Origin of the sequence: Massilia sp. DJPM01 (genome assembly GCF_030348125.1) — a bacterium.
GTDB lineage: Bacteria > Pseudomonadota > Gammaproteobacteria > Burkholderiales > Burkholderiaceae_D > Telluria_A > Telluria_A frigida.
In genome coordinates, this window is record NZ_JAQOZV010000001.1 from 1 (window position 1) to 21,386 (window position 21,386).

Here is a 21,386-nt window from a genome sequence, read left to right on the forward strand (position 1 = left end):
CGCCAAACCGTCGTTTCCGCCATTGGCGGAAACGACTCCCCGTGCCAGGGGGGGCAATCAACCGCGCTTTTGCGGCGTGTTTTTCGCGAGCGTCTTGCGCAGCAGCGCCGCCAGTTCAATCGGCACGAACTTGGCAATATAGGCGTCGGCCCCCACGCCATTGACGTGGTTCTCGTTCGCCGCGCCCGACAGCGACGAGTGAATAATCACGGGGATCGTCGAAAACCGGCTGTCCTGCTTGATATTGCGCGTGAGCGTAAAACCATCCATCTCCGGCATTTCCAGGTCGCTCAGCACCAGCGCCACCTTGTCGCGCGCCGTCTTGCCCTCTTTCTTGGCCGCGATATCGATCGCTTCGAGCTTGTCCCACGCCTGCTTGCCGGAATTGGTCATCACGTACTGCGCACCCATCGCCTGCAACGCGTTTTCAATCAGCGCGCGCGCGATCACCGAGTCGTCCGCCGCCAGGATCACCTGCCCCTCGGGCAGGTTGAGCGGAGCGCCGATCGAATCGACATCCACGTCCGGCTCTTCATTGCTGTGCAACTGGCGCAGGATCGATTCCACGTCCAGCACCTGGGCCAGGCGGGTATTGGGCACGTCGCCATCGACCTTGGCAATGCTGGTCACCAGCGCGCCGCTGGCCGTCTTATCGCCCGGCAGCACCGAGGTCCATTCCAGGCGCACGATTTCTTCCACCGCCTCCACCGCGAACGCTTGCGTGGTGCGCGCGAATTCGGTAATCAACAGCAGCTTGAGGCCCGCCGTCGGGATGCATCCCACCACCGCGGGGAGATTAATCACAGGAATAATCTGCTCGCGCAGATTGACCACACCCAGCATATGCGGATGGGAATCGGCAATCGGCGTGACGTGCGGCATCGCGACGATTTCGCGAATCTTGAACACGTTGATCGCATACAACTCCGAGTGCTGGCCTTCCGCATCGCCACCCAGGCGGAACAAGAGCAATTCCAGCTTGTTGAGGCTGGTCAGATTGCTTCTTTCGTCGATATCCTGTTGAACGTTATTCATCGTTTCCTTTTCCCTGCGCCCGGCCCGAAGGCGGCCGGCGGCAACTGTGTTAGCGCGTCGGGCCGACGCGAGCTGGCGTTCTGATGCATCGGCGGGCTTGGGCCGACAGGCGGATCTGGGCGATCCCGGGGATGGGGGATCAGGTAAGAGGACAAGCAACCGAAGGCGAAGGCATCCGCAGTCCGGTTCAATCGATTATACGTGTAAATATTCCTCTTGCATCACGGCGATTCGCCTGACCCCGCCCGGTTTGTTGCGCCGTTCGCACGTTTAATGCCGTGGAGCACTAATTTCATTTCGGTGCTACAATTTGTTGCACGAGCCTAGTCCCCCGCTCGTCCCGGCCTGCACAGACAGCCTGATGCGAGAGCGTCAATGATGGCTGCAGCGCGCGCCTCACGCTTCCGGATGCCCTGCCCCGCATCATTCCTGGTTAATAGTGACGACGAGCGCCCCGGACGGAGTTGCGTTCACGCTGTGGCCCGGCTCAGGCCAAAAAGGCAAGCTGATGAATACCCGCACCGAATCCGACCGCCTGCTGGCCTTGCGCAAGCTCGACTTGCTCGACACGGCGCCCAGCGAAGCGTTCGACCGCATCACGCGCATGGCCGCGCGCGTCTTCGGCTTGCCGATCGCGGCGGTGTCGCTGACCGACAGCGACCGCCAGTGGTTCAAGTCGCGCGTCGGCGTGGCCCACTTATCGATTCCACGCCTCCAGGCGCCCTGCTCCGCCGTGGCCGACAGCGGCGCCATGCTGGTGATTAACGACCTGCACGCGGATGCGCATTTCCGCGACAGCCACCTGGCCCACAGCGGCGTGCGTTTCTATGCGGGCGCGCCGCTGATCACCAGCGACGGCTACAAGCTGGGCGCGATGTGCGTGCTGGGCCTGGAAGCGCGCACCATCAGCGCCACCGAACGCGATGCGCTGACCGACCTGGCGGCCATGGTGATGGCCCAGATCGAGCTGCAGCACACCCTGGGCCGGGTCGATCCGCTCAGCGGCATGCCAAACCGCAAACAATTCATCGACGACTACGCCGACCTGCAAATCGACCGTCCGCAGGGCGAACGGCGCGTGGCGGTGCTGGTCAACATGGCCAACCAGGAACAGCTCAACAACGCCGCGCGCGTGATGGGCGCCTCCTACTTCGACGACCTGATGGACGAGGCGATCCGCTCCTACCGCGCCTTCCTCGGCGACGAGCACAAGGTGTACCAGCTGGCCGCGACCCAGTTCATCACCATCGCCCCGCCCGATATTGACGACGGCGCCGGGGAGAGTACTTACAGAGCGCGCCTGGCGCACTGGCTCGACAGCCGCGCCGAGTGGTGCACCTCGCGCTTCGTGACCACCCCGGCGATCGGCATCGCACCCTTCCTGCCGGGCCGCACCGAGTGCCTGGACGTGCTGCGCATCGGCCAGAACGCGATGCAGGACGCGCACCAGACCGGCCAGCTGATCGGCACCTATTCCTCCGCGCAGGACGCCGCCTACCAGCGCCGCTTCACCCTGCTCAACGCCTTCGATGCCGCGCTCGACGACGGGCACCAGCTGCGCCTGGTCTACCAGCCGCGCATCGACCTGGCCAGCGGGCGCTGCGTCGGCGCCGAAGCCCTGCTGCGCTGGCGCCATCCAGAGCTGGGCGACGTGCCGCCGGGCGAATTCATGCCGGTGGTGGAACAGACCTCGATGGTGCGTGCCGCCACCAACTGGGTGATCCGCGAAGCCGTGCGCCAGCTGGCTGCGTGGCATGGCGCCGGCTTGCAGCTGCAAATGTCGGTCAACGTCTCGGCCGCCAACCTGCTGGAAAAGGATTTTGTGAGCAATCTCGCCGCGCTGCTGAACCGGCACCGCATGGCGCCGGGCTGGCTGGAACTGGAAGTGACGGAAAGCGCGGTCATGGAAAACCAGGGCACCGCCCTGGCCACCCTGGCGGCGCTCGACGAGGCCGGCGTGCGCCTGGCGATCGACGACTTCGGCACCGGCTACAGCAGCCTGGCTTACCTGCAGAGCATGCCCGCGCACGTGGTCAAGATCGACCAGTCCTTCGTGCGCAACATGGCCGGCGGCGAACGCAACCGCACCCTGGTGAACACCATGATTTCACTCTCGCACGAGCTGGGCTTTCGCGTGGTGGCCGAAGGCATCGAAACCGATGAGGTGCGGCAGTTGCTGCGAGACCAGGGCTGCGACGAGGGGCAAGGCTATCTGTTCGCCAGGCCGCTGGCGCCGGAAGACCTGTTCGCCTGGTGCGCGCGCGAGCAAGCCGGCCAGGCCGCCGCGCGCCCGCCATGGAAGCCTATTTGCCCGCCGGCGCCTTCGCCGGCGCGTCATACTGCAACCTGACCACCCGTCCGCTACGGTCCTCGACCAGGAAAATCGCGCCGTCGCGCCCCTGCTTGACGTCGACCGGAGCCCCGGCCGGCTGGTTCGGCCTGGCGCTCCAGCCGCCGATCAGTTCAATCATCTTGCCCAGCGGCGCGCCCTGCGCATCGGGCAGGAAGGCCACCAGCCGGTGGCCGTTCGCGCGGTAGCCGTGAAAGCCCATGATCAGGCTATTCTTGTATTGTGGCGGGAACATGTCGCCCGTGTAAAAGGTCATGCCGAGCGGCGCGGAGTGGGCCGGCAGCAGGCGTGCCGGAGCGCGGTAACTGGCGCACTTGGCGGCCGGATACTCCGGACTGGCCACATTATTGTCATAGCAATAGGGCCAGCCATAGTTGCCCTTGGCCTCGATCAGGTTCAACTCATCGTGCGGCAGATCGTTATCGTTCTTCAAGGTTTTGATGGCCGCCTGGATCGCGTCGCGCGAGTTTTCACCCTGCCACAAGGCATGCGTGAGCGGGTGGATCGCCAGCGCCATTGAATTACGCAGCCCGGTGGCGTGCACGTCCCAACTCTTGACGGTGCCGGCCGGCCATTGCATCTGGTATTTGCGCAGCGCGCCCAGCGCATTCGCCCCGCTCGCTTCCGCGCACGGTTTGGCCGGGTCCGGCGCCTTGCCCTCCTTGTCTTCGCAGTGGTCGCTGCCCGAGCCGACGTTGACGTACAGGTCGCCCTTGGCGTCGAAGCGCAAGGCGGTCAGCGGATGGCGCCCGATGCCGGGCAGCGCCGCCACCCCGGAGGTGCCGCCGATGACATCCTTGGTGGTGCCGTCCGGATCGCGCGGATCGAAGCGGAATACGCGCTTGATGGCGCCCACATACACCAGCCCGTCCGGCCCCAGCACGATGCCGTTCGGACGGTCGATCTTCTTCATCAGCAGTGTCTTCTGATACCCGGCCGCGCTGGGACGCAGCGTCCAGACGCTGCCCTGGTTCGGCTCCCAGCCGCCCAGGTCGACCACCAGCACGTCGCCATTGTCGAGCGGCTGGACCCCGCGCGCGAATTTGAAGCCGCCGGCGATGATGGCCGCGCAAAAGCCGGATGGCGTGCTCACGGCCAGGCGTGGCGCGCCGCCGCATTTGTCGGCTGCGGCGGCGCTGCCAGCCATCAGGCACAGCGTGGCGGCCAGCGCCGGGCGAAGAAGACGATGGGCGTCAAAAGGTGTCATGCGGCATCCTGTCGAAAAGGTGCTGGAATTATAGAGTATGGAATGAACGCAGCATTTTCAGGCCGATGTCTGAGTGTTCACTCTATTATTGATTGGCTAATTTTGATGTACGTCAATTTTTTTGCGCTGGCTGTATGCGATTCTGCATGCCTCCGGACGCATGCTGCGTCGCAACAAATGGCAGACGCCAAATGTCGTCCGGAACTTGCCTGTCCGGATTGCACCGGACACCGATGCACATTTTTGGACGACCACACATGAACACTAATTTACAAGCCCACCTGATTGGCGGCGGTATCGGCTCCCTGTCGGCAGCCGCCTTTATGATCCGCGACGGCAACGTCCCCGCTGCGAACATTCGCATTTACGAAGCCGCTCCCCTGCTCGGCGGCAGCCTGGACGGCGCGGGAACGCCCGACCAGGGCTATTCGCTGCGCGGCGGGCGCATGCTCACCTTCGACAACTACGAGTGCACCTGGGACCTGTTCAAGTCGATTCCCTCGCTCACGAATGAAAACAAGACCGTGTTCGACGAAACCGTCGACTTCAACGAACTGCACAAGTCGCACTCGCAGGCCCGCCTGGTCGACCGCCGCCGCGCCAAGGTGCCGGTGACGTCGATGGGCTTTTCGATGCACGACCGCGCCCAGTTGCTCAAGCTGAGCCTGGCCGACGAAGAAACGCTGGGCGCCGACACCATCAGCGACTGGCTCGATCCTTCCTTTTTCGAGACCGAGTTCTGGTATATGTGGGCCACCACGTTCGCCTTCCAGCCGTGGCACAGCGCGGTTGAATTCAAGCGCTACCTGCACCGCTTCATGCTGGAGTTCTCGCGCATCGAAACCCTGGCCGGCGTGCGCCGCACCGTGTACAACCAGTACGATTCGCTGGTGCTGCCCTTGCAGGAATGGCTGCAAAAGCAAGGCGTGCAGTTCATCCTCGATTGCAAGGTGACCGATATCGGCCACGCCAAGGTGGATGGCAAGTTCGTCGTCACCGGCTTCGACTGCCAGCGCGCGGGCAACAGCGAGCACGTGGACGTGGCGGCGGGCGACCTGGTGTTCTTCCAGAACGGCTCCATGACCGACGCATCGAGCCTGGGCAGCATGACCAGCGCCCCGAAAAAACTCGACAAGACCGACAGCCAGGGCTGGGCCTTGTGGGAAAAACTGGCCGCCGTGCAGCCAGGTTTCGGCAATCCGGCGGCATTCAACAACAGCATCGCCGAGTCGTACTGGGAATCGTTCACCGTGACCCAGCAGGATTCAGCCTTCTTCGACAAGATGCAGCAGTTCAGCGGCAATCAAGCCGGTACCGGCGGCCTGGTCACGTTCAAGGATTCGAACTGGTTCATGTCGATCGTGCTGGCGCACCAGCCGCACTTTGCCAACCAGCCGGCCGGCGTGAAGGTGTTCTGGGGTTATGCGCTGTCACCGGACCGGATCGGCAATTTTGTCGCCAAGCCGATGTCGGACTGCACCGGCGAAGAAATCCTGCGCGAGCTGTGCGGCCATTTGCGCTTCGATCTCGATGCGGTGGAAACGGCCAATTGCATCCCGTGCCGCATGCCTTATATCACCAGCATGTTCATGCCGCGTTTGCACAGCGACCGTCCGCTGCCGGTGCCGAAGGAATCGAAAAACCTGGCCTTTATCAGCCAGTTTGTCGAGATTGCCGACGACGTGGTGTTCACGGTGGAGTATTCGGTACGGGCCGCGCAGATGGCGGTGTATGAACTGCTCGATATCCAACGTGAAGTGCCGCCGATCAAACAGCACGATCATGCATTGAGCACGCAATTCGAGGCGCTGTTCAAGGCGCTGAAATAAGCATTACCCTGGTCGTTCCGCGCCTTGGCGCGGAACGACGTGTCAGATCGCGCCGAAACAACGCTTTTCCATTTCCACGCAGTCCAGCGCAATCCCGCACGGGTGCGCGTAGACGGCCGCGCGCAGCACGACAAATCCCGCCGCCCGATAAAACGCCACCGCATTGAGCGAGGCCGATAAATACAAGCGGGTGCGGCCACGCTCCAGCGCCATCCGCTCCAGGGCGGCCAGCATCGTGTTCCCGATACCGCGCCCACCCGCCGCAGGATCGACAAATACCGCATCCACTTCGCCGGAAGCCAGGTCGAGAATTGCATAGCCCAGCATGGCGCCCTGCGCTTGCGCAATGACAGCACCGCCGCCTGCAACCAGCCCAGGATACGATCGCGGCACCGCTGCCGCCGACCACGGCCCAAGCACCTCAGCCGGATAATGACCGGCGCAACCGTGGCGCACCGCGCGCGTGCGCAGCGCCCACATGGCATCGATATCGGCCAGCAGCGCCGAGCGCAATGTCAGCATCGGCAGCTCCTCAATCGACGATGAACAGCTTGGCCCCGCCGCGCGTATAGGAACGGTGCGCTTCGGCGTTATCGGCCACCTGGTAACTGATGCCCGGCGTGAGGATGAATTTGCGGCCGTCGGCCAGCTCGCTTTCGAGTTCGCCCTCAAGACATAACAGGATATGTCCCTTGCTGCACCAGTGATCGGCCAGATAACCGGCGCCGTATTCCACCACGCGCACGCGGATGGCGCCGAACTGGCGCGTCTGCCAGTACGCCATGCCGGTTTCGCCGGGATGCTCGGTGCGTGCCACGCCGGACCAGTCGGTAATGCCAAAGGGAATATCGGAAATCTGCATGCGCATGCCTTGTTCAATGCCGTCATCGGAAAACGGACGCTGTTGTTTAGCGTCCGTCACGGCATAAAATAGCATGCGGCCAGAAAGTGCGCTCGGGCCGGCCGTTGATCGGCGGGCCCGAAGAATGAGGATGGCGGCGCGGGCGGTGATGTGCTGTCCGCGCCGCCAGGAGAGCGTTAAGCGTGGTTCCAGGTCGTGTCGTGCATCTGCTCGAAACCGATCTTGCCGGCGCGGTAGCAGGTACCGGCGCAGTCTTCCAGGCCAGCACGGTCGAGGATGGCGACAGTGCCACGGCGGTATTGAATCAGGCCGTCCGCTTGCAGCTTGCGCGCGGTCATGGTGATGGTTTCGCGGCGCACGCCGAGCATGGTCGCCATGGTGTCTTGCGTGACCTTGATTTCGTCCGACAGCGAACGGTCGAGGCGGTCGAGCAGCCAGCGGCACAGCTTTTGTTCGATGGTGCAGTGGCGGCCACCGACGACATTCTGGGCCAGCTGGGCGAACATGGCGAAGGTGTAGCGCATCAGCAGCTGCGCCATGGCGCCGCCCGCGGCGACCAGTTCGCGCAGCACGCTGCTCTTGAGGCGGTAAGCGTAGCCGGCGGTCTGCACCACCGCGCTGCAGGTAGCGCGCTCGGCTTCGTACATCGCCAGGCCCAGCACGCCTTCGCGGCCGACCACGCCGATTTCGGTGGTGGCGCCGTCTTCCATGACATACATCAGCGAAACGATGGCGTTGGTCGGGAAGTAAGCGTAGTCGAACTTGCTGCCGAAGTCATACAGGTGCTTACCCGCTGGCATGGGTACCAGTTCCAGGTGCGGGAACAGGGCTTCCAGGTCGGTGCGCGACAAGGCACGCAGCAACTCGTTCTGCTGGGCGCCAGCAACGCTGATCATCGGCTTGGCGGCGGCCGGCTTGGCGGCACCCAGGGTGATGGAGCGGATGGCGTTGGTGGCGTTGCTGTTCGAATCGATATTTTGCGTGCGGTACATGGTATGCCTCTGTGTGTTAGGTTCAACTCATCAATGGCTCTACTGTAAAGCTCGCTAACAAAACGGGCCATCGGACCAGCGGATCACACGCTGTAGGCATGAACAATGACGCTTTGTCATCTAAATCCTACGTGGGCGATATGTCTCCCGCGACGCCGGCATGCGCCGGCATGCGCCCCGGTCCGGTTTCGAGCACCCTGCGGTACTCCAGCATGCGCGCGCCCAGCGCGACCAGATCAACCGTGCTCTTACGCATGCGCGGGAACATCTTTTCCTCCTCTTCGCGCGCGTGCCGCGTCACCTGGTCCCACAGCACTTTGACGGTCGCGTCGAACAATTCGTTCTCCGGCTCCATCTCGCGTATGCGCCCGATCAGTTCGCGCGCGCTGGCATGCTCGACGATGGCCTCGGCAATCAGGTCGGCATCCTTGAGCACGCTCCTCGCCGCAGGGTAAAAGATATCCTGCTCCAGCAGGGCGTGAACGCTCAGGGCCGAGCAAATGTCCTCGGAGATGCGTTTCTTGCTCTCCTTCGAACGTGCGCTCAGGCCGCGGAACTGCTCGAACAGGGCGGTCACTTCCTCGTGTTCGATGATCAATATATCAATAGCGTCGTCTTGCATGTCTTCGATATCCATGTCCGGCTCCATGTTCGCCCCAATACCCTTAGTATAGTTACAATATGATACCAAAAGTAAAGGCCAGCGCCGAACGGAATCCGCCACCTGTGCATTCAGCGTGGTGCGATCGAGAATACTGCGTGATAGACTCGCCGCGTCTTGCCGCGCGACATGGCCGCGGCAGCCAGCCAGTGAAAGTCCCGACCCGATGAAGCCGACCTGCGCCCTGACCTTGCTGGCCCTGACCCTCGCCTCCGGGAGCGCCTGCGCCCAGGGTGCGCCTGTTTACCTGCCGCCAGCCAGCGCCGGCACGATGCTGACGCTCACGCCGGACCGCGACGACTGGACCTACTCCCTGGGTGCGCCCGCCAGCGTGCGTGTAAAAGTCGCGCTCGATCCCTACCCGGCGGCGGGCGTCACACTGCGCTACCGCATCGGTCCCGAGATGCTCGAAGGCGCAGAACGCACGGCCGTGGTGCCGGCCGAGGGCCTGGTACTGCCGCTCCCGGCGCCGTCCACGCCCGTCTTCATGCGCGTGATCGCCAGTGCCGACGTGGCCGGCCAAAGCCTGAGCACGCTGGCCACGCTCGGCTTCGCGCCGGACAAGATCGTGCCCACCCAGGCCAATCCGGCCGATTTCGACGCCTTCTGGGGCCGCCAGAAAGCCGCGCTGGCGCAAGTGCCTCCCGATTACCGCCTAACGCCCGCGCCGGAACTGTCGAACGACAAGATCGAAGTGTCCTACCTGAGTTTCCGCAATGTCGGCGGCAGCGGGGTCACCAGCCGCTTCTACGGCGTACTGGCGGTACCGCGCGGCGCCGGCCCCTTCCCCGCCGTGCTGGACCTGCCTGGCGCGGGCGTCGAAGCGCAGACCGGGGCCCGCGCGCTGGCGGAAAAAGGGGCAATGACGCTACAGGTGGGCATCCACGGCATTCCGCCCAACCTGGCGCCGGAGGTCTACGAGTCGCTGGCGGGCGGTGCGCTGTTCGGCTACAGCCGGATCAAGCTCGACGACCGCGAGAATTACTATTTCCGGCGCGTGAACCTGGGCGTGCTGCGCGCGGCCGATTTCCTGGCCACGCATCCCAAGTGGAACAAGCAGCAATTGCTGGCCATGGGCGGCAGCCAGGGCGGCATGCTGAGCATCATGACGGCGGCGCTGGAGCCGCGCGTGACTGCCCTCGTGGCCAATAATCCCGGCCTCAGCGACGTGACCGGCTATCTGAACGGCCGCGCCGGCGGCTGGCCAGCCTTGTTCAGGCCGGGGCCGGATGGTGCGCCCACCGACGCGCCGGTCGCGCCCAAGGCGGTGACGACCTCGTATTACGACACGGTGAACTTCGCACGGCGCCTGCGCGTGCCGGGGTTTTACTTCTGGGGTTACAACGATGTGCTCACCCCGCCCACCTCGACCTTTGCGGCCTACAACGTGATCACGGCGCCCAAACAGCTGACCATCGCCCCGGCGCAAGGCCACGCCATGTCAGCCGGGCAGTTGGACATGGCCCAGCAGTGGGCGCTGCGCCAACTGGGACTGGCTAAATAGCCGCGAGCCGCGCGCATGCCTGCGCCAGGCGCTGCGCCGGCGTGCCTTGCACGATTGTGAAAGGCAGGCCGCGCCGCGTCAGCTCGTCCACATACCAGGCATGCTGGCGCTGGCGAAAGATCTCGTCCCGGCGCGTGCCATCCTGCACGAACGCAAAGTCGGGCGCGCATAGCAGCGTCACATCGTATGGTTGCGCGGCCAGTTCGTGCAGGGTGGGGTCGGCTTGGCCGAACATCGCCTCGCTGTAGAACAGCGTGGTCAGTGGGGACGTATCGCACACCAGCCAGCGCGTAGCGTGCGGCAGCAGTGCCTGTTCGCGCGCCCGTTGGGTGCGCCCGATGTCCAGCAGGTCGCCGAACACCAGCGCGCCAGCCTTCTCGATCCACAGTTCGCGCCCGAACTCCGGCGCCCAGACGCTGCCCAACGCTTGTGCCAACGCTGCGGCCAGGGTGGTTTTACCGCTCGACTCGCCGCCGAGCAGGCACACCTTGCGCACGAAGCTGGCATACACCAGCGGATGAAGGAAGGCGCGCAGGACGTGCGGATCGGTGCGGATGGCCGTGCCGGACACCGCTACCAGCGCACGCGCGCGGTCCACGGACACGTGCCTGACGTCCGCGCGCGGCGCGCCCGGCCCGCGCCGCGCGTCGAAATACGCGGCCAGGGCGCGCGCAAAGCCGTCGCCGTAATCCTCGCTGGTGAAAACGGCGTCGACCATCACGCCGAGCAGGTCCAGGCACAGCCAGCCGCAAAAGCCGCGCTGCTCCGTGTCGGGCGCGTCGTTGTGGGGCACGCGCACTGCCGTGGCGCCGCCTTGCAGGGCGGCCAGGCTGGCGTCGTCGAGCACCAGCACGCGCGCCTGCGGGTACAACGCGCGCAGCCACGCTTCGCGCAGCGCCCTGCCGCAGCCGGCAAATTCCGGTTTGGTGTAGCTGATCACAACGACTTCATCGCAGGCGGCCAGCGCGCTATCGATCACCAGCATGTGGCCCCGGTGCAGCGGACAGAATTTGCCGACCACGAGGCCGCGGCGCCATTGCCTGGCCGCTGCGTTCATGCGCCCTGGCGCGCCAGGCGGCGCCACCACAGCCACGACACGATGGCGTTGACCCAGTAGCAGGCGTACAGGAACGCGGTCAGGTACAGGCCACGGCTGGCATACAGCGGTACGGCGACCGTGTTCACCAGAATCCAGAATGCCCAGTTTTCGACTTTGCGCTGCATCAGCAGCAACTGGGCCACGATGCTGAACACCAGTACGGCCGAATCGATGAACGGTGCGTACGCGTTGGTGTAGTGATGCAGCAGCGCGCCATAGGCGGCGGTCGCGGCCAGGCCGGCCGGAACGATCCAGGCCAGCGTGCCGATCTTCGCGTGGCTGATCGGCAGCTCGCTGCCGGCCCGGCCACGGCGCCACTGCACCCATCCCACCACGCTCGAGACGATAAAGAAGCCTTGCAGTGCCACGTCGGCATACAGGTTCGACTGGTAGAACAGCACGCCGAACAGGGCGCAGCCGACGATGCCGGTCCACCAGGTGTGGACGCTGTTGCGCCCGGCCAGCAGGATGGCGGCCGTGCACCCCGCGTTGGCCGCCATTTCAAGGTTGCCGATCACGCCATCGTCTCGCGGTTCGCCTCATGAAAACGGTCGAACAGGCGGCAAGCCATGTCGTCGATCTCCGCGCGCATGGTGATCTGTTCAAGCCAGCGTGCCGGAATGGCGTCCACGCCGTACCAGGCGCCGGCGATCTGGCCGGTGATGGCGGCCGTGGTATCGGCGTCGTCGCCCAGGTTGGTCGCGCGCAGCACAGCCGCTTCATAGCTGTCGGTATGGAAAAAGCACCACAGCGCCGCTTCCAGCGAATCGACGGCGTAGCCGGTGCCCCCGATGTCGCTGTCGGCCTTGTCGAGAAACGCGCCGCTGGCGATCGCCGCCAGTTTCGGCTCGGTCGGCGCAAACCCCGCGTTGGCCAGCAGCGCGTTTTTGGGCTGGCCGTCGAGCGCCGCGCTCAGTATGCCGGCGAACAGCTGGCAGGCCTGCACCGCTTCCGGCGCGCCGTGCGTGGTGCGCGAACTGTCGGCGGCATGCTGGAGCACGCGCGCGCGGTCCGGATAGGCGAACAGCACCGCCGGCACGAGCCGCATCAGCGAGCCGTTGCCGGCACTGCGCGGGTTGGTCGAGCCGCTGAACGGATCGCCGGTGACGGCATAGCGCGACAGGGCATCCTGCACCGTCATGCCGATGTCGAAACAGGTGCCGGTCGCACTCATATAGCCCCACTGCCACCAGTTGCGGTAGCGGTTGATCTGGTCGGCCGCATCGAACCCAGCTTTGACCAGGAAACTCTCGGCCAGGCACAGCGCCATCGAGGTGTCGTCGGTCCACTGGCCGGCCTTGAGCCTGAAGGGGCCACCCCCTGTCATGTCGGTCACCGGGGCGAACGAGCCGCGCGGGGAAAATTCCACGGTGGTGCCGACGGCGTCGCCGCAGGCCAGGCCCAGCAAGCTGCCGCGATAGCGGTCGCGCGTCATGCTCATACGGGCTCCTGGCTCAGCGACAGGAACGAGTCGAGAATGTGGAAGTGGTCCTCGAAGAACTGGTCTTCCATGCCGGCCAGCTCCACGATGGGAATCCAGGCGGCGTGAGAGGCGTCGTCCGACGCTTCCACCGGCGGCAGGTTTTCGGTTTGCAGGTCGAAGAAGTGGGCGTGGGTGATGGTGCGGCCACGCTGGCTGCGGTCGGGATGGTCGAACACCTTGACGTCGACCAGCATGCCTTCGAGCGTGGCGCCGAGCAGCGCCAGCTTGGTTTCTTCGGCCAGCTCGCGTATGGCAGCGTGCAGCAGGCGCTCGCGCTGTTCGACGAAGCCGCCAGGAACGGCCCACTGCCCTTTTCCAGGATAGCCGCCGCGCCGGATCAGCAGCACGTTACCGCCGCTGACCACCACCGCATCGGCGGTGGTGAAGATGGGCGGGTACGGCGCGCTTTTCCAGGCTGTTTTGTAGGCCACGATGCGGCGGTGCTCTTCCACCAGCGCGCAATAGTGCGGCAGCAGCGCCCAGGCTTTCAGGTACTTGCGCACCGCCGGCGGCACCATATCGTCTAACACGCTGAGCGAGATGTCGAGGTCTTCGGCCTCGAAGAACACGCGCCGCACGCAGGTGGCGTCGATGGCGCGTTCCGATTCGACGACGATGTTTTCCCATTTCGGGAAATGATTCAGGTAGTAGCTCGATGCATCCTTGAAGTGCCCTACCAGCGCCACGTGCGCCGCATCCGGCGCGCTTTGCGCGACCGCCTTGCGCACCGCCGCCGCCCACAGGGTGTCGTCGTAGTAGTCGCGCACGGCGACAAAACTGACGCGCGCGCGCTCTTCCTCGCTCAGGGTGGCGCCGATCATCGCGGCGCGCTCTTCCCAGGTGAACGGATTTTTCGCGTTACGGGCCTGGAACGAGGAGCCCAGCACCAGCACCACGTGCGGCGCGCTGACCAGGGCCCGCTGCAGCAGCACGACGTGCCCGCGGTGGAAAGGCTGAAAGCGGCCGATCAGGACGGCGACGTCGGTGGAAGTTTCATTCATTTGTGCGTTCATGGTGATCAATAGTGAGCGGCAATCGGCAATTGACGGCCGCTGCCAAAGGCGCGCGAGCGCACCCGGATAATCGGAGGCGCCTGGCGCCGCTTGTATTCATTACGCGCCACCATGCGGTGGATGCGTTCGACCAGCGCCGCGCCATCGGTACTTGCCAGCAGGCCGGCGACGAAGCGCTCGGCGAGCGCCGCTTCGGCGGCCGGCAGGCGGCGCCCTTCGATATGCCACTTGAGAATCTCGTCGAGCACCTCATACTCGGGCAGGCTGTCGGTATCCTGCTGGCCCGGCGCCAGCTCGGCCGACGGCGGCTTGGTCAGCACCGCGTCGGGAATGATCTCGCGCCCGGCGCGTTGGTTGACGTGGCGCGCCAGGGCATACACTTCGGTTTTATACAGGTCGCCGATCAGGCCAAGGCCGCCGTTGGTGTCGCCATACAGGGTGCAGTAGCCGACCGAGATTTCGCTCTTGTTGCCGGTGGTGAGCAGCAAGGTGCCGGACGCGTTCGAGTACGCCATCAGGATCGTGCCGCGCACCCGCGCTTGCAGGTTTTCCAGCGGCAGTCCTTGCAGCGGCCGGTCGAACGCGCCCTCGAAGCCGATGCTGTACTGCTTCACCAGGTCGAGAATCGGGTGCGTGTACAGGGTGATGCCCAGGTTGTGGCACAGCGCGACCGAATCGCTGACCGAGCCTTCGCTCGAAAACGCCGACGGCATGGTCACCGCGATCACGTTCTCCGGCCCCAGTGCGTCCACCGCCAGCGCCAGCGTGAGGGCCGAATCGATGCCGCCCGAGGAGCCGACAACGACCTTGGCAAAGCCGCAGCGGCGCGCATAATCCTGCAAGCCGAGCACGATCTGGCGGCGTGCGAATTCGGCAACCGGCAAGCCATCGGCACCGGGTGCGGGCAGCGCGAAGCCGTCGGCTGCGCTGAAACGGCCTTGCGCGAAGCCGATGACCTGGAAATCCTCGCTGAAGCGTTGCGCCTCGAAGGCGATGCCCTGCGAGGGCGATACGGCAAACGAGGCGCCGTCGTACACCAGCTGGTCCTGGCCGCCGACCTGGTTGACGTACAGGATCGGCAGTTCGTTATGCACCGATGCGGTGCCAAACAGCGTGTGGCGCAGTTCGCGCTTGCCGATATCGGACGGGCTGGCGTTGATGCTCACCACCAGGTCGGGCCGGGTCTCGCGCAAGGCCGTGAACGGGTTGACCTTGTAGTCGCGCCCTTCGTGGTTCCAGCCATCTTCGCAGATCAGAAAGCCGATGCGGTGCGCGCCGACCGCCAGCACGCAGGTGCCTTCCGGACCCGGCTCGAAGTGGCGGCGGTCGTCGAACACGCCATACGTCGGCAGCAGCTGCTTGTAGTATTCGGCGACGATGGCGCCCTCGCGGATTGCCAGCAAGGCGTTGAACAGGGGCTTGCCGGGGCCGGCGTTGGCGCGCACGGCGCCCACCACCGAGACCAGCCCGGGCAAGCCGCGCGAGGCTTCCAGCACGCGTTCCAGGCCCGTATCCATTCGTTCGAGGAAGGCCGCTTCTTCCAGCAGGTCGCCCGGATAATAGCCGCACAGGGCCAGTTCGGTGAACACGGCCAGGTCGGCGCCCTGCCCGGCCGCGCGCCGCATGGCCGCGATGATGGCGCTGCTGTTGCCGTCGATATCGCCGACGGTGGGATTCAATTGGGCGATGGCGATTTTCAGCATCGGATTCTTTCGGTTCTCAGGCGGCGGGGTGATTGAACACCTGGCGCAGATACGCCAGGAAGGTCTCGTCCTTGCACAGCGTTTTTCCTTTCGAGTCGGACAGCTTGGCCACCGGCTGGCCGTTGCACGATATGAGCTTCATCACGATATTGAGCGGGGTCAGGCCGACATCGTTCGACAGGTTGGTGCCGATGCCGAAACCGGTCATGGTGCGGTCGGCGAAATGGCGGTACAGCGAAAACGCGGTCGGCAGATCGAGGCCGTCGGAAAACACCAGGCGCCGGGTATGGGCGTCCAGGCGCAGCTTGGCGTAGTGCGCCAGCGCCTTTTCGCCCCACTCCACCGGGTCGCCCGAATCGTGGCGCAGGCCGTCGAACAGCTTGGCGAAATACAGGTCGAAGTCGCCGAGGAAGGCATCCATGCCCACCACGTCGGTCAGCGCGGTACCGAGGTCGCCCCGGTATTCCTGGACCCAGTCTTCCAGCGCGGCCTTCTGGAAGTCGCGCAGGCGCACGCCGAAGGACTGGAAGCTTTGCAGGTATTCGTGCGCCATGGTCCCGATCGGCACCAGCTTGTACTTCATGGCGAAGTACACATTCGAGGTGCCCTTGAAGTACACCGGCACGTCGCGCGCCAGGGTGGCGACAACTTCCTCATGCCAGGCGCCGGAAAAGCGGCGGCGCACGCCGAAGTCGAAAAACTCGAACGGGTGGCGCCTGGCCGGCTCGCTGGCCAGCTCGCGCAGCAGGGCGGTCTTCGCTTGCAGGCGCTTGCGCCCCTCGGCCAGCGCGGCAGCCTGGTCGAAGCGGCGGAAATACAGCTCGTTGACGATGTACAGGACGTAGATTTCAAAGCCCATCACGTGCACCTGCGGCCCGGTGGCGCGGATGCGCAGTGCGTCGCCATCGGTTTCCACGCTCAGGAAGTGGCGCTGGAAGCGGAACACGGTCAGGAAATCGGCAAAGTCGCTCTTGATGAAACGCAGGCCGCGCAGGTAGGCCACTTCCTCGGGCTTGAACGAGAGCGAACACAGATGATCGAGTTCGCGTTCCACATCGGCCTTGAGTTCGGCCAGCGGGTAAGCGGGCACGTTGCGGCAGGTGAAGGCATATTCGGCCTGGGCGGCCGGGTGGCGGTGCAACAGGGCCTGCCACATCGTGAATTTATACAGGTCGGTTTCGAGCAGGCTATGGACAATCGGGGTCATATGGTTCGCGTAAGGACGCGTCAGAAAGAGAAGTAGAAGGCCGGCTCAGCGCCGCGCATTGGCAAGCAGTTCGGGCACGATATCGGCCGCCTGCGCAATGCCCAGGCCGCGCGCGCGCATGTCGCGCACAAAGTCGTCGTACTGCGCGCCGAAGCCGGTCACGGGACTCATGCAGTCGGTCAGCAGCACCAGCTGCGACAACTGGCGCGGGTCCCAGTTGGCGACGATATGCTCGGTGGTGGCGCGCACGCAGTGGCTGCCCGCTTCGCCGGTGATATACACCTGGTCGGACCCGCGCAAGAGATCCAGGAAGGCCTGGTTGACCTGGGTGCTGTCGTCATCCGCGTCCGCCACCTCGGCCTGCACCGCCGAATAGTGCTCGGTCCAGGGATTGCTGCCCTTGCCGATCTTGCTGACCATGCCCAGCGCGCTGTCTTCCCAGGCGTTATAGGCGGCGCGCACGTCGGCGTGCACGTTGTGGCCCCAGGAACCGATCTCGCAGTGCACCGGCCAGGCCATCAGGGTGTAGCGTCCGGCCGCCTCCAGCGCATCGAGATAGGCCAGCACGCGCGGCAGCGCACTTGCCTTGCGCGGCAGGTACTTGCCCTGCCTGACCTCGAGCGCCGTGATTTGCGTGAACGGCGTGATCGCGCCATGGTCCGCATCCATCCAGAAGGAACTGTGCGCGACGTCGAAACGGTGATGCGAGTCGAGCGTGATGCTGATCGCGGTCAGGCCATCCTGTCCGCGGCGGATCAGGTCCGCCACGCGCAGCATGTCGGCATGCGCGCCGGGCACCGGCAGCGCGGGCGCCGGCGCCGCATTGGCGCCGGCTGGCGGCGCCAGATAGTCGGCCGGCAAATCGCAGAAATCGTTTTGCGGATCGATCACGAGCAGATGCAGGTTGCGTTTCATTTCCTTGTCCTTGTGAGTACAGTGCGACAAGCATAAGCCACTTAATTTACTTTTGCAACTAACTATGCAATAATTTGTTCATCCGATGGCGGTGCGATCAATTCAGGGGAGTATTCATGTCCGCGAAGTTAATTTCGAGCAATTTTCAGCGCCGCAGGCCGGCGCCTGGCGCATGAGCGCGGTGATCTGCACCGTCGATATCGTGCTGCTGACCCTGGTCGACGAGGCATTGGCGGCCGTGCTGCTGCGGCGCGAACACGATCCGTTCCAGGGTGCGCTGGCCATTCCCGGCGGCTATGTGCATCCGGAAGACGACCTGAGCGCCCATGACGCCGCCATGCGCGTCATCAAGGACAAGACCGGCATCGTCGCGCCCTACCTGGAGCAGCTGGCCACGTTTTCCGGCGCCGAACGCGACCCGCGCGGCTGGTCGGTGTCGGTGGCCCACTATGCGCTGGTGCCGCACGCGCTGCTGGCGGCGCGCAAGGATGCCGCCGTGCATGTGGTGCCGCTGTCGCAGCTTGGAACGTTGCCATTTGACCACAACGAAATTATCGCCACGGCACTGGAACGCCTGCGCAACAAAAGCCAGTATTCCTCCCTGCCCTGCTTCCTGGCTGGCGACACCTTCACCCTGCCGCAATTGCAGCGCATCTATGAACTGTTGCTTGGCGAGACTCTGAACAAGGTCAGCTTCCGCCGTAAAATGAGCGAAATGGACATGCTCGACCCGGTCGACGGCCAGTTCGAAGCGGCCGGCGCCCATCGTCCGGCCCAGTTGTACCGTCTGAAAGCGGCGGTGAAAAAAACCCTGACCCTGCTCGAACGCGGGCTGTAATGGTGTTTCCATGGGGCAGTAAATGCATATTATCTTGCTATCCTTGCATTGCTGTCACGTATAATTATGGCCCATGACTAAACATAAAAACAAAAACGAACAATCTTTTCACCTGATGAGCGACTCCAACCGTACCGTAGCAATCAGTAAATTCCTGTCCCTGATACTGCGCCACAGCCCTGCCACCATCGGGCTCACGCTCGACCAGAGCGGCTGGGCCGATATCGAGGAACTGATCACCCGCGCCGCCAAGCATGGCAAACGCATCACCCCCGACCTGCTGCGCGAAGTCGTTGCCGACAACGACAAGAAGCGCTTCGCCATCAGCGACGACGGCAAGCGCATCCGCGCCAACCAGGGCCACTCGGTGGCCGGGGTCGACCTGGCACTGGTGCCGGTGGCCCCGCCGCCGGTGCTGTACCACGGCACCGCCTCGCGCTTTGGGGCGTCGATCCGCGAGCAGGGCCTGCTGCCCGGCTCGCGCCACCATGTGCACCTGTCGGCCGACACCGCCACCGCGCTGGCCGTCGGCCAGCGCCACGGCGTGCCCATCGTGCTGACGGTCCAGGCACTCGCCCTGCATGAACAGGGACAGGAATTTTATCTTTCCGCCAATGGTGTGTGGCTGACCGGCCCGGTGAACAAGCGGTTTATCACCTTCCCTTGATTTTTCTCTGCGGCAACTGACCGCACCGCCCGGACAATAGGCCAGGCATGCTTGAATTCGCTTTATGAAACAACAGACAAGCATTCCTTGAATAAATATTTGATTCCAGTTCGCATGCGCTAAGGTAGAATGGCCGCTCTATTATTCAATCACCGCGCGTATCCGGTCCGCCCTGGGCAAGTCGCCCTGCGGAGCAACGACGATGTGAGTGCGGGCGCCATGGTGCGAATCAATCCAGATTGCATGAACACGCCGTCCGCGCCGGCTACTTTGCGCCCACGCGCCCCCACGACACTTTCCGAACGCGACCTTCCCCGCCATGAAAGCTGATAAGCCTGTATTGCCCGTGACTGACCTCGATGGCAAAAAGCGGCCGCTGATCGTTATTGCCGCGTCGTTTCTGTTGGTCGTCTGCATTTCGCTGGTGGCGGTGCAGGGCTGGAGCATTTACAGCGCGCGCGAAACCCAGCTGGCGCAAAGCGCGGCGGCGACCGCCAACATGGCGCGCGCCCTGGCCGACCATGCCGACAGCACCATCGAGCTGGTCGACACCATCCTGGCCGGCGTGGTCGAGAGCGTGCAGCACGACGGCATCACCCATTACGGCGAGCGCCTGCACCTGCACCTGATCGACCACGTCAGCCGCACGCCATCGCTGCAGGGCATGACCATCTTCGATGCCAGCGGCAACTGGGCCCTGCACTCGCTGCGCGAACCGATCCCTGCCCTGAACAACGCCAACCGCGAATATTTCATTTATCACAAGACGCACAAGGACAAGCTGGCCCATGTCGGCCCGCCGGTCCGCAGCCGCGCGACCAATGCCTGGGTGCTGCCGGTGTCGCGCCGCCTGGAAGACAAGGAAGGCAACTTCATCGGCGTGGCCCTGGCCACGGTGCAGCTGAGTTTCTTCCGCACCTTCTACGACAGTTTCGACATCGGCAAGGAAGGCACTATCACCATCGCCATGGACAGCGGCGCGCTGGTCATGCGTCGCCCTTACCTGCAAGAAAATATCGGCATGTCGATCGCCAAGGAAGCGATGTTCAAGCAGTGGCGCGCGCGCGCGACGCCGGGGCCAGGCGCGGCGCCGCTCGACATCGATACGGCCGACCGCATGTATAGCTACCGTCCCCTGCGGCGCTACCCGCTGTTCGTGGCGGTGGGCCTGTCGACTAACGAGACGCTGGCGAACTGGTGGGCCAACGCGTACATCTCGACGGCGTGGGTGGTGATCCTGCTGCTGATCCTGATGTGGATGGGCTTGCGCCTGTTCCGTCAGGTGACCCTGCGCGACGAGCTCGAAGAACAGTTGCGCAATGCCCAGCTGGCGCTGGTGACCAAGAACCGTTCCCTGAAACTGCTGGCCCGTAATGACGGTTTGACCGGGATCGCCAACCGGCGCCTGTTCGACGCCCGTCTCGACGCCGAGTTCAACCGCGCCACGCGCGACGGCACCTCGCTGGCGCTGGTGCTGCTCGACGTCGATTTCTTCAAGAAGTACAACGATCATTACGGCCATCCGGCCGGGGACGCCTGCCTGCAATTCATCGGCCAGTGCATCCGCACCGGACGCCGCCGCGCCGGCAACCTGGCAGCGCGGGTGGGTGGCGAAGAGTTTGCGATTTTGCTGCCGAACACGGACCTGTACGGGGCGATCGTGGTGGCCGAGTCGGTGCGCAGGTCGATTGCATCGGCCGGGCGCGAGCATCAGGCCAATCCGGTGGGCATCGTCACCATCAGCTGCGGCGTGCACGCGCTGGTGCCGGCCAGGGGGATGGAGCCGAAACAGCTGGTCGAAGCGGCCGACAAGGCGCTGTACCTGGCCAAGTCGACCGGGCGCAACCGGGTGTGTCCGGATGCGCCGGCTGTGTCGTCGCGGCGCGAGCGGGCGTCGATCCTGGGTAGCTGAGATACGGCGCATCCGGTAGAAGACGTTACGATTTTCAATTTGCGCGCGGCGCGAGGCGCAAAAAATTCAAAAATTCCACTGCTAAATTTACAACAAAAATTGTATAAAA

19 protein-coding genes are annotated in these 21,386 nt (G+C 64.3%); 6 read left to right on the forward strand and 13 right to left on the reverse strand.

The window, feature by feature from the left end; all coding sequences use genetic code 11:
- Positions 1-57: 57 nt before the first annotated feature.
- A complete protein-coding gene (locus PO883_RS00005; RefSeq protein WP_167092792.1) occupies positions 58-1,035 on the reverse strand; it encodes a chemotaxis protein in 978 nt (325 codons plus the stop codon).
- 508 nt (positions 1,036-1,543) lie between these two features.
- Here PO883_RS00005 and PO883_RS00010 point away from each other — a divergent pair.
- Positions 1,544-3,385 (forward strand): bifunctional diguanylate cyclase/phosphodiesterase, encoded by a 1,842-nt coding sequence (locus PO883_RS00010; protein WP_289307939.1) that lies wholly within the window; start codon positions 1,544-1,546, stop codon positions 3,383-3,385.
- Here PO883_RS00010 and PO883_RS00015 read toward each other — a convergent pair.
- Positions 3,339-4,592, reverse strand: a complete 1,254-nt coding sequence (locus PO883_RS00015; RefSeq protein WP_289307940.1) for a sorbosone dehydrogenase family protein — start codon at positions 4,590-4,592, stop codon at positions 3,339-3,341. The genes PO883_RS00010 and PO883_RS00015 overlap by 47 nt on opposite strands.
- A 257-nt stretch (positions 4,593-4,849) precedes the next feature.
- Between PO883_RS00015 and PO883_RS00020 the strand changes: the two genes are divergently transcribed.
- Positions 4,850-6,421: an oleate hydratase gene (locus tag PO883_RS00020; protein WP_289307941.1), complete on the forward strand. Its 1,572-nt coding sequence runs from the start codon at positions 4,850-4,852 to the stop codon at positions 6,419-6,421.
- A gap of 42 nt (positions 6,422-6,463) precedes the next feature.
- Here the strand turns inward: PO883_RS00020 and PO883_RS00025 are convergent, their stop codons facing one another.
- From PO883_RS00025 to PO883_RS00040, 4 genes are all read right to left on the reverse strand, one after another.
- The gene (locus PO883_RS00025; protein ID WP_289307942.1) at positions 6,464-6,943 is read right to left on the reverse strand and encodes a GNAT family N-acetyltransferase; all 480 of its coding nucleotides are present in this window, start codon (positions 6,941-6,943) and stop codon (positions 6,464-6,466) included.
- A gap of 10 nt (positions 6,944-6,953) precedes the next feature.
- Positions 6,954-7,283, reverse strand: a complete 330-nt coding sequence (locus PO883_RS00030; RefSeq protein WP_289307943.1) for a DHCW motif cupin fold protein — start codon at positions 7,281-7,283, stop codon at positions 6,954-6,956.
- 176 nt (positions 7,284-7,459) lie between these two features.
- Complete coding sequence (locus PO883_RS00035) at positions 7,460-8,275, reverse strand: Crp/Fnr family transcriptional regulator (protein ID WP_373890017.1); 816 nt, start codon at positions 8,273-8,275, stop codon at positions 7,460-7,462.
- Positions 8,276-8,402: 127 nt separating this feature from the next.
- Complete coding sequence (locus PO883_RS00040; RefSeq protein ID WP_289307944.1) at positions 8,403-8,912, reverse strand: hemerythrin domain-containing protein; 510 nt, start codon at positions 8,910-8,912, stop codon at positions 8,403-8,405.
- Positions 8,913-9,102: 190 nt separating this feature from the next.
- Here PO883_RS00040 and PO883_RS00045 point away from each other — a divergent pair, with 190 nt between their 5' ends.
- Positions 9,103-10,440, forward strand: a complete 1,338-nt coding sequence (locus PO883_RS00045) for an acetylxylan esterase (RefSeq protein WP_289307945.1) — start codon at positions 9,103-9,105, stop codon at positions 10,438-10,440.
- Here the strand turns inward: PO883_RS00045 and PO883_RS00050 are convergent.
- Genes PO883_RS00050 through PO883_RS00080 form a run of 7 tightly spaced genes read right to left on the reverse strand, consistent with a single transcriptional unit; the run spans position 10,433 to position 17,860 of the window.
- Positions 10,433-11,497 carry an AAA family ATPase gene (locus tag PO883_RS00050; RefSeq protein WP_289307946.1) on the reverse strand — a complete coding sequence of 355 codons (1,065 nt, stop codon included), beginning with the start codon at positions 11,495-11,497 and terminating at the stop codon, positions 10,433-10,435. The two genes, PO883_RS00045 and PO883_RS00050, sit on opposite strands and share 8 nt — an antisense overlap.
- Entirely contained in the window at positions 11,494-12,057 is a 564-nt protein-coding gene (gene pnuC, locus PO883_RS00055; RefSeq protein ID WP_289307947.1) for a nicotinamide riboside transporter PnuC, read from the reverse strand. Before pnuC ends, PO883_RS00050 begins: the two co-directional genes overlap by 4 nt.
- Positions 12,054-12,980 carry an ADP-ribosylglycohydrolase family protein gene (locus tag PO883_RS00060; protein WP_289307948.1) on the reverse strand — a complete coding sequence of 309 codons (927 nt, stop codon included), beginning with the start codon at positions 12,978-12,980 and terminating at the stop codon, positions 12,054-12,056. The genes pnuC and PO883_RS00060 overlap by 4 nt, the downstream gene beginning before the upstream one ends.
- The gene (locus PO883_RS00065; protein ID WP_289307949.1) at positions 12,977-14,023 is read right to left on the reverse strand and encodes a bifunctional nicotinamide-nucleotide adenylyltransferase/Nudix hydroxylase; all 1,047 of its coding nucleotides are present in this window, start codon (positions 14,021-14,023) and stop codon (positions 12,977-12,979) included. The genes PO883_RS00060 and PO883_RS00065 overlap by 4 nt, the downstream gene beginning before the upstream one ends.
- A 17-nt stretch (positions 14,024-14,040) precedes the next feature.
- Positions 14,041-15,738, reverse strand: coding sequence for an NAD+ synthase (locus PO883_RS00070; RefSeq protein ID WP_289307950.1), 1,698 nt, complete (start codon positions 15,736-15,738; stop codon positions 14,041-14,043).
- 16 nt (positions 15,739-15,754) lie between these two features.
- On the reverse strand, positions 15,755-16,945 hold the full coding sequence (gene pncB / locus PO883_RS00075) for a nicotinate phosphoribosyltransferase (RefSeq protein ID WP_289307951.1): 1,191 nt from the start codon (positions 16,943-16,945) through the stop codon (positions 15,755-15,757).
- A 45-nt stretch (positions 16,946-16,990) separates the two neighbouring features.
- Positions 16,991-17,860 (reverse strand): cysteine hydrolase, encoded by an 870-nt coding sequence (locus PO883_RS00080; protein WP_289307952.1) that lies wholly within the window; start codon positions 17,858-17,860, stop codon positions 16,991-16,993.
- A 172-nt stretch (positions 17,861-18,032) separates the two neighbouring features.
- Here PO883_RS00080 and PO883_RS00085 point away from each other — a divergent pair, with 172 nt between their 5' ends.
- From PO883_RS00085 to PO883_RS00095, 3 genes are all read left to right on the forward strand, one after another.
- Entirely contained in the window at positions 18,033-18,698 is a 666-nt protein-coding gene (locus PO883_RS00085; protein ID WP_289307953.1) for an NUDIX domain-containing protein, read from the forward strand.
- Positions 18,699-18,771: 73 nt separating this feature from the next.
- Positions 18,772-19,365, forward strand: coding sequence for an RNA 2'-phosphotransferase (locus PO883_RS00090; RefSeq protein ID WP_289307954.1), 594 nt, complete (start codon positions 18,772-18,774; stop codon positions 19,363-19,365).
- A gap of 346 nt (positions 19,366-19,711) precedes the next feature.
- Positions 19,712-21,277, forward strand: a complete 1,566-nt coding sequence (locus tag PO883_RS00095; RefSeq protein ID WP_289307955.1) for a sensor domain-containing diguanylate cyclase — start codon at positions 19,712-19,714, stop codon at positions 21,275-21,277.
- Positions 21,278-21,386: the final 109 nt, after the last annotated feature.

Coding starts and splice junctions, on each gene's coding strand:
- PO883_RS00005 (WP_167092792.1), bottom strand. CDS start 1,035: ATGAATAACGTTCAACAGGATATCGACGAAAGAAGCAATCTGACCAGC.
- PO883_RS00010 (WP_289307939.1), top strand. CDS start 1,544: ATGAATACCCGCACCGAATCCGACCGCCTGCTGGCCTTGCGCAAGCTC.
- PO883_RS00015 (WP_289307940.1), bottom strand. CDS start 4,592: ATGACACCTTTTGACGCCCATCGTCTTCTTCGCCCGGCGCTGGCCGCC.
- PO883_RS00020 (WP_289307941.1), top strand. CDS start 4,850: ATGAACACTAATTTACAAGCCCACCTGATTGGCGGCGGTATCGGCTCC.
- PO883_RS00025 (WP_289307942.1), bottom strand. CDS start 6,943: ATGCTGACATTGCGCTCGGCGCTGCTGGCCGATATCGATGCCATGTGG.
- PO883_RS00030 (WP_289307943.1), bottom strand. CDS start 7,283: ATGCAGATTTCCGATATTCCCTTTGGCATTACCGACTGGTCCGGCGTG.
- PO883_RS00035 (WP_373890017.1), bottom strand. CDS start 8,275: ATGTACCGCACGCAAAATATCGATTCGAACAGCAACGCCACCAACGCC.
- PO883_RS00040 (WP_289307944.1), bottom strand. CDS start 8,912: ATGGATATCGAAGACATGCAAGACGACGCTATTGATATATTGATCATC.
- PO883_RS00045 (WP_289307945.1), top strand. CDS start 9,103: ATGAAGCCGACCTGCGCCCTGACCTTGCTGGCCCTGACCCTCGCCTCC.
- PO883_RS00050 (WP_289307946.1), bottom strand. CDS start 11,497: ATGAACGCAGCGGCCAGGCAATGGCGCCGCGGCCTCGTGGTCGGCAAA.
- PO883_RS00060 (WP_289307948.1), bottom strand. CDS start 12,980: ATGAGCATGACGCGCGACCGCTATCGCGGCAGCTTGCTGGGCCTGGCC.
- PO883_RS00065 (WP_289307949.1), bottom strand. CDS start 14,023: ATGAATGAAACTTCCACCGACGTCGCCGTCCTGATCGGCCGCTTTCAG.
- PO883_RS00070 (WP_289307950.1), bottom strand. CDS start 15,738: ATGCTGAAAATCGCCATCGCCCAATTGAATCCCACCGTCGGCGATATC.
- pncB (WP_289307951.1), bottom strand. CDS start 16,945: ATGACCCCGATTGTCCATAGCCTGCTCGAAACCGACCTGTATAAATTC.
- PO883_RS00080 (WP_289307952.1), bottom strand. CDS start 17,860: ATGAAACGCAACCTGCATCTGCTCGTGATCGATCCGCAAAACGATTTC.
- PO883_RS00085 (WP_289307953.1), top strand. CDS start 18,033: ATGAGCGCGGTGATCTGCACCGTCGATATCGTGCTGCTGACCCTGGTC.
- PO883_RS00090 (WP_289307954.1), top strand. CDS start 18,772: ATGACTAAACATAAAAACAAAAACGAACAATCTTTTCACCTGATGAGC.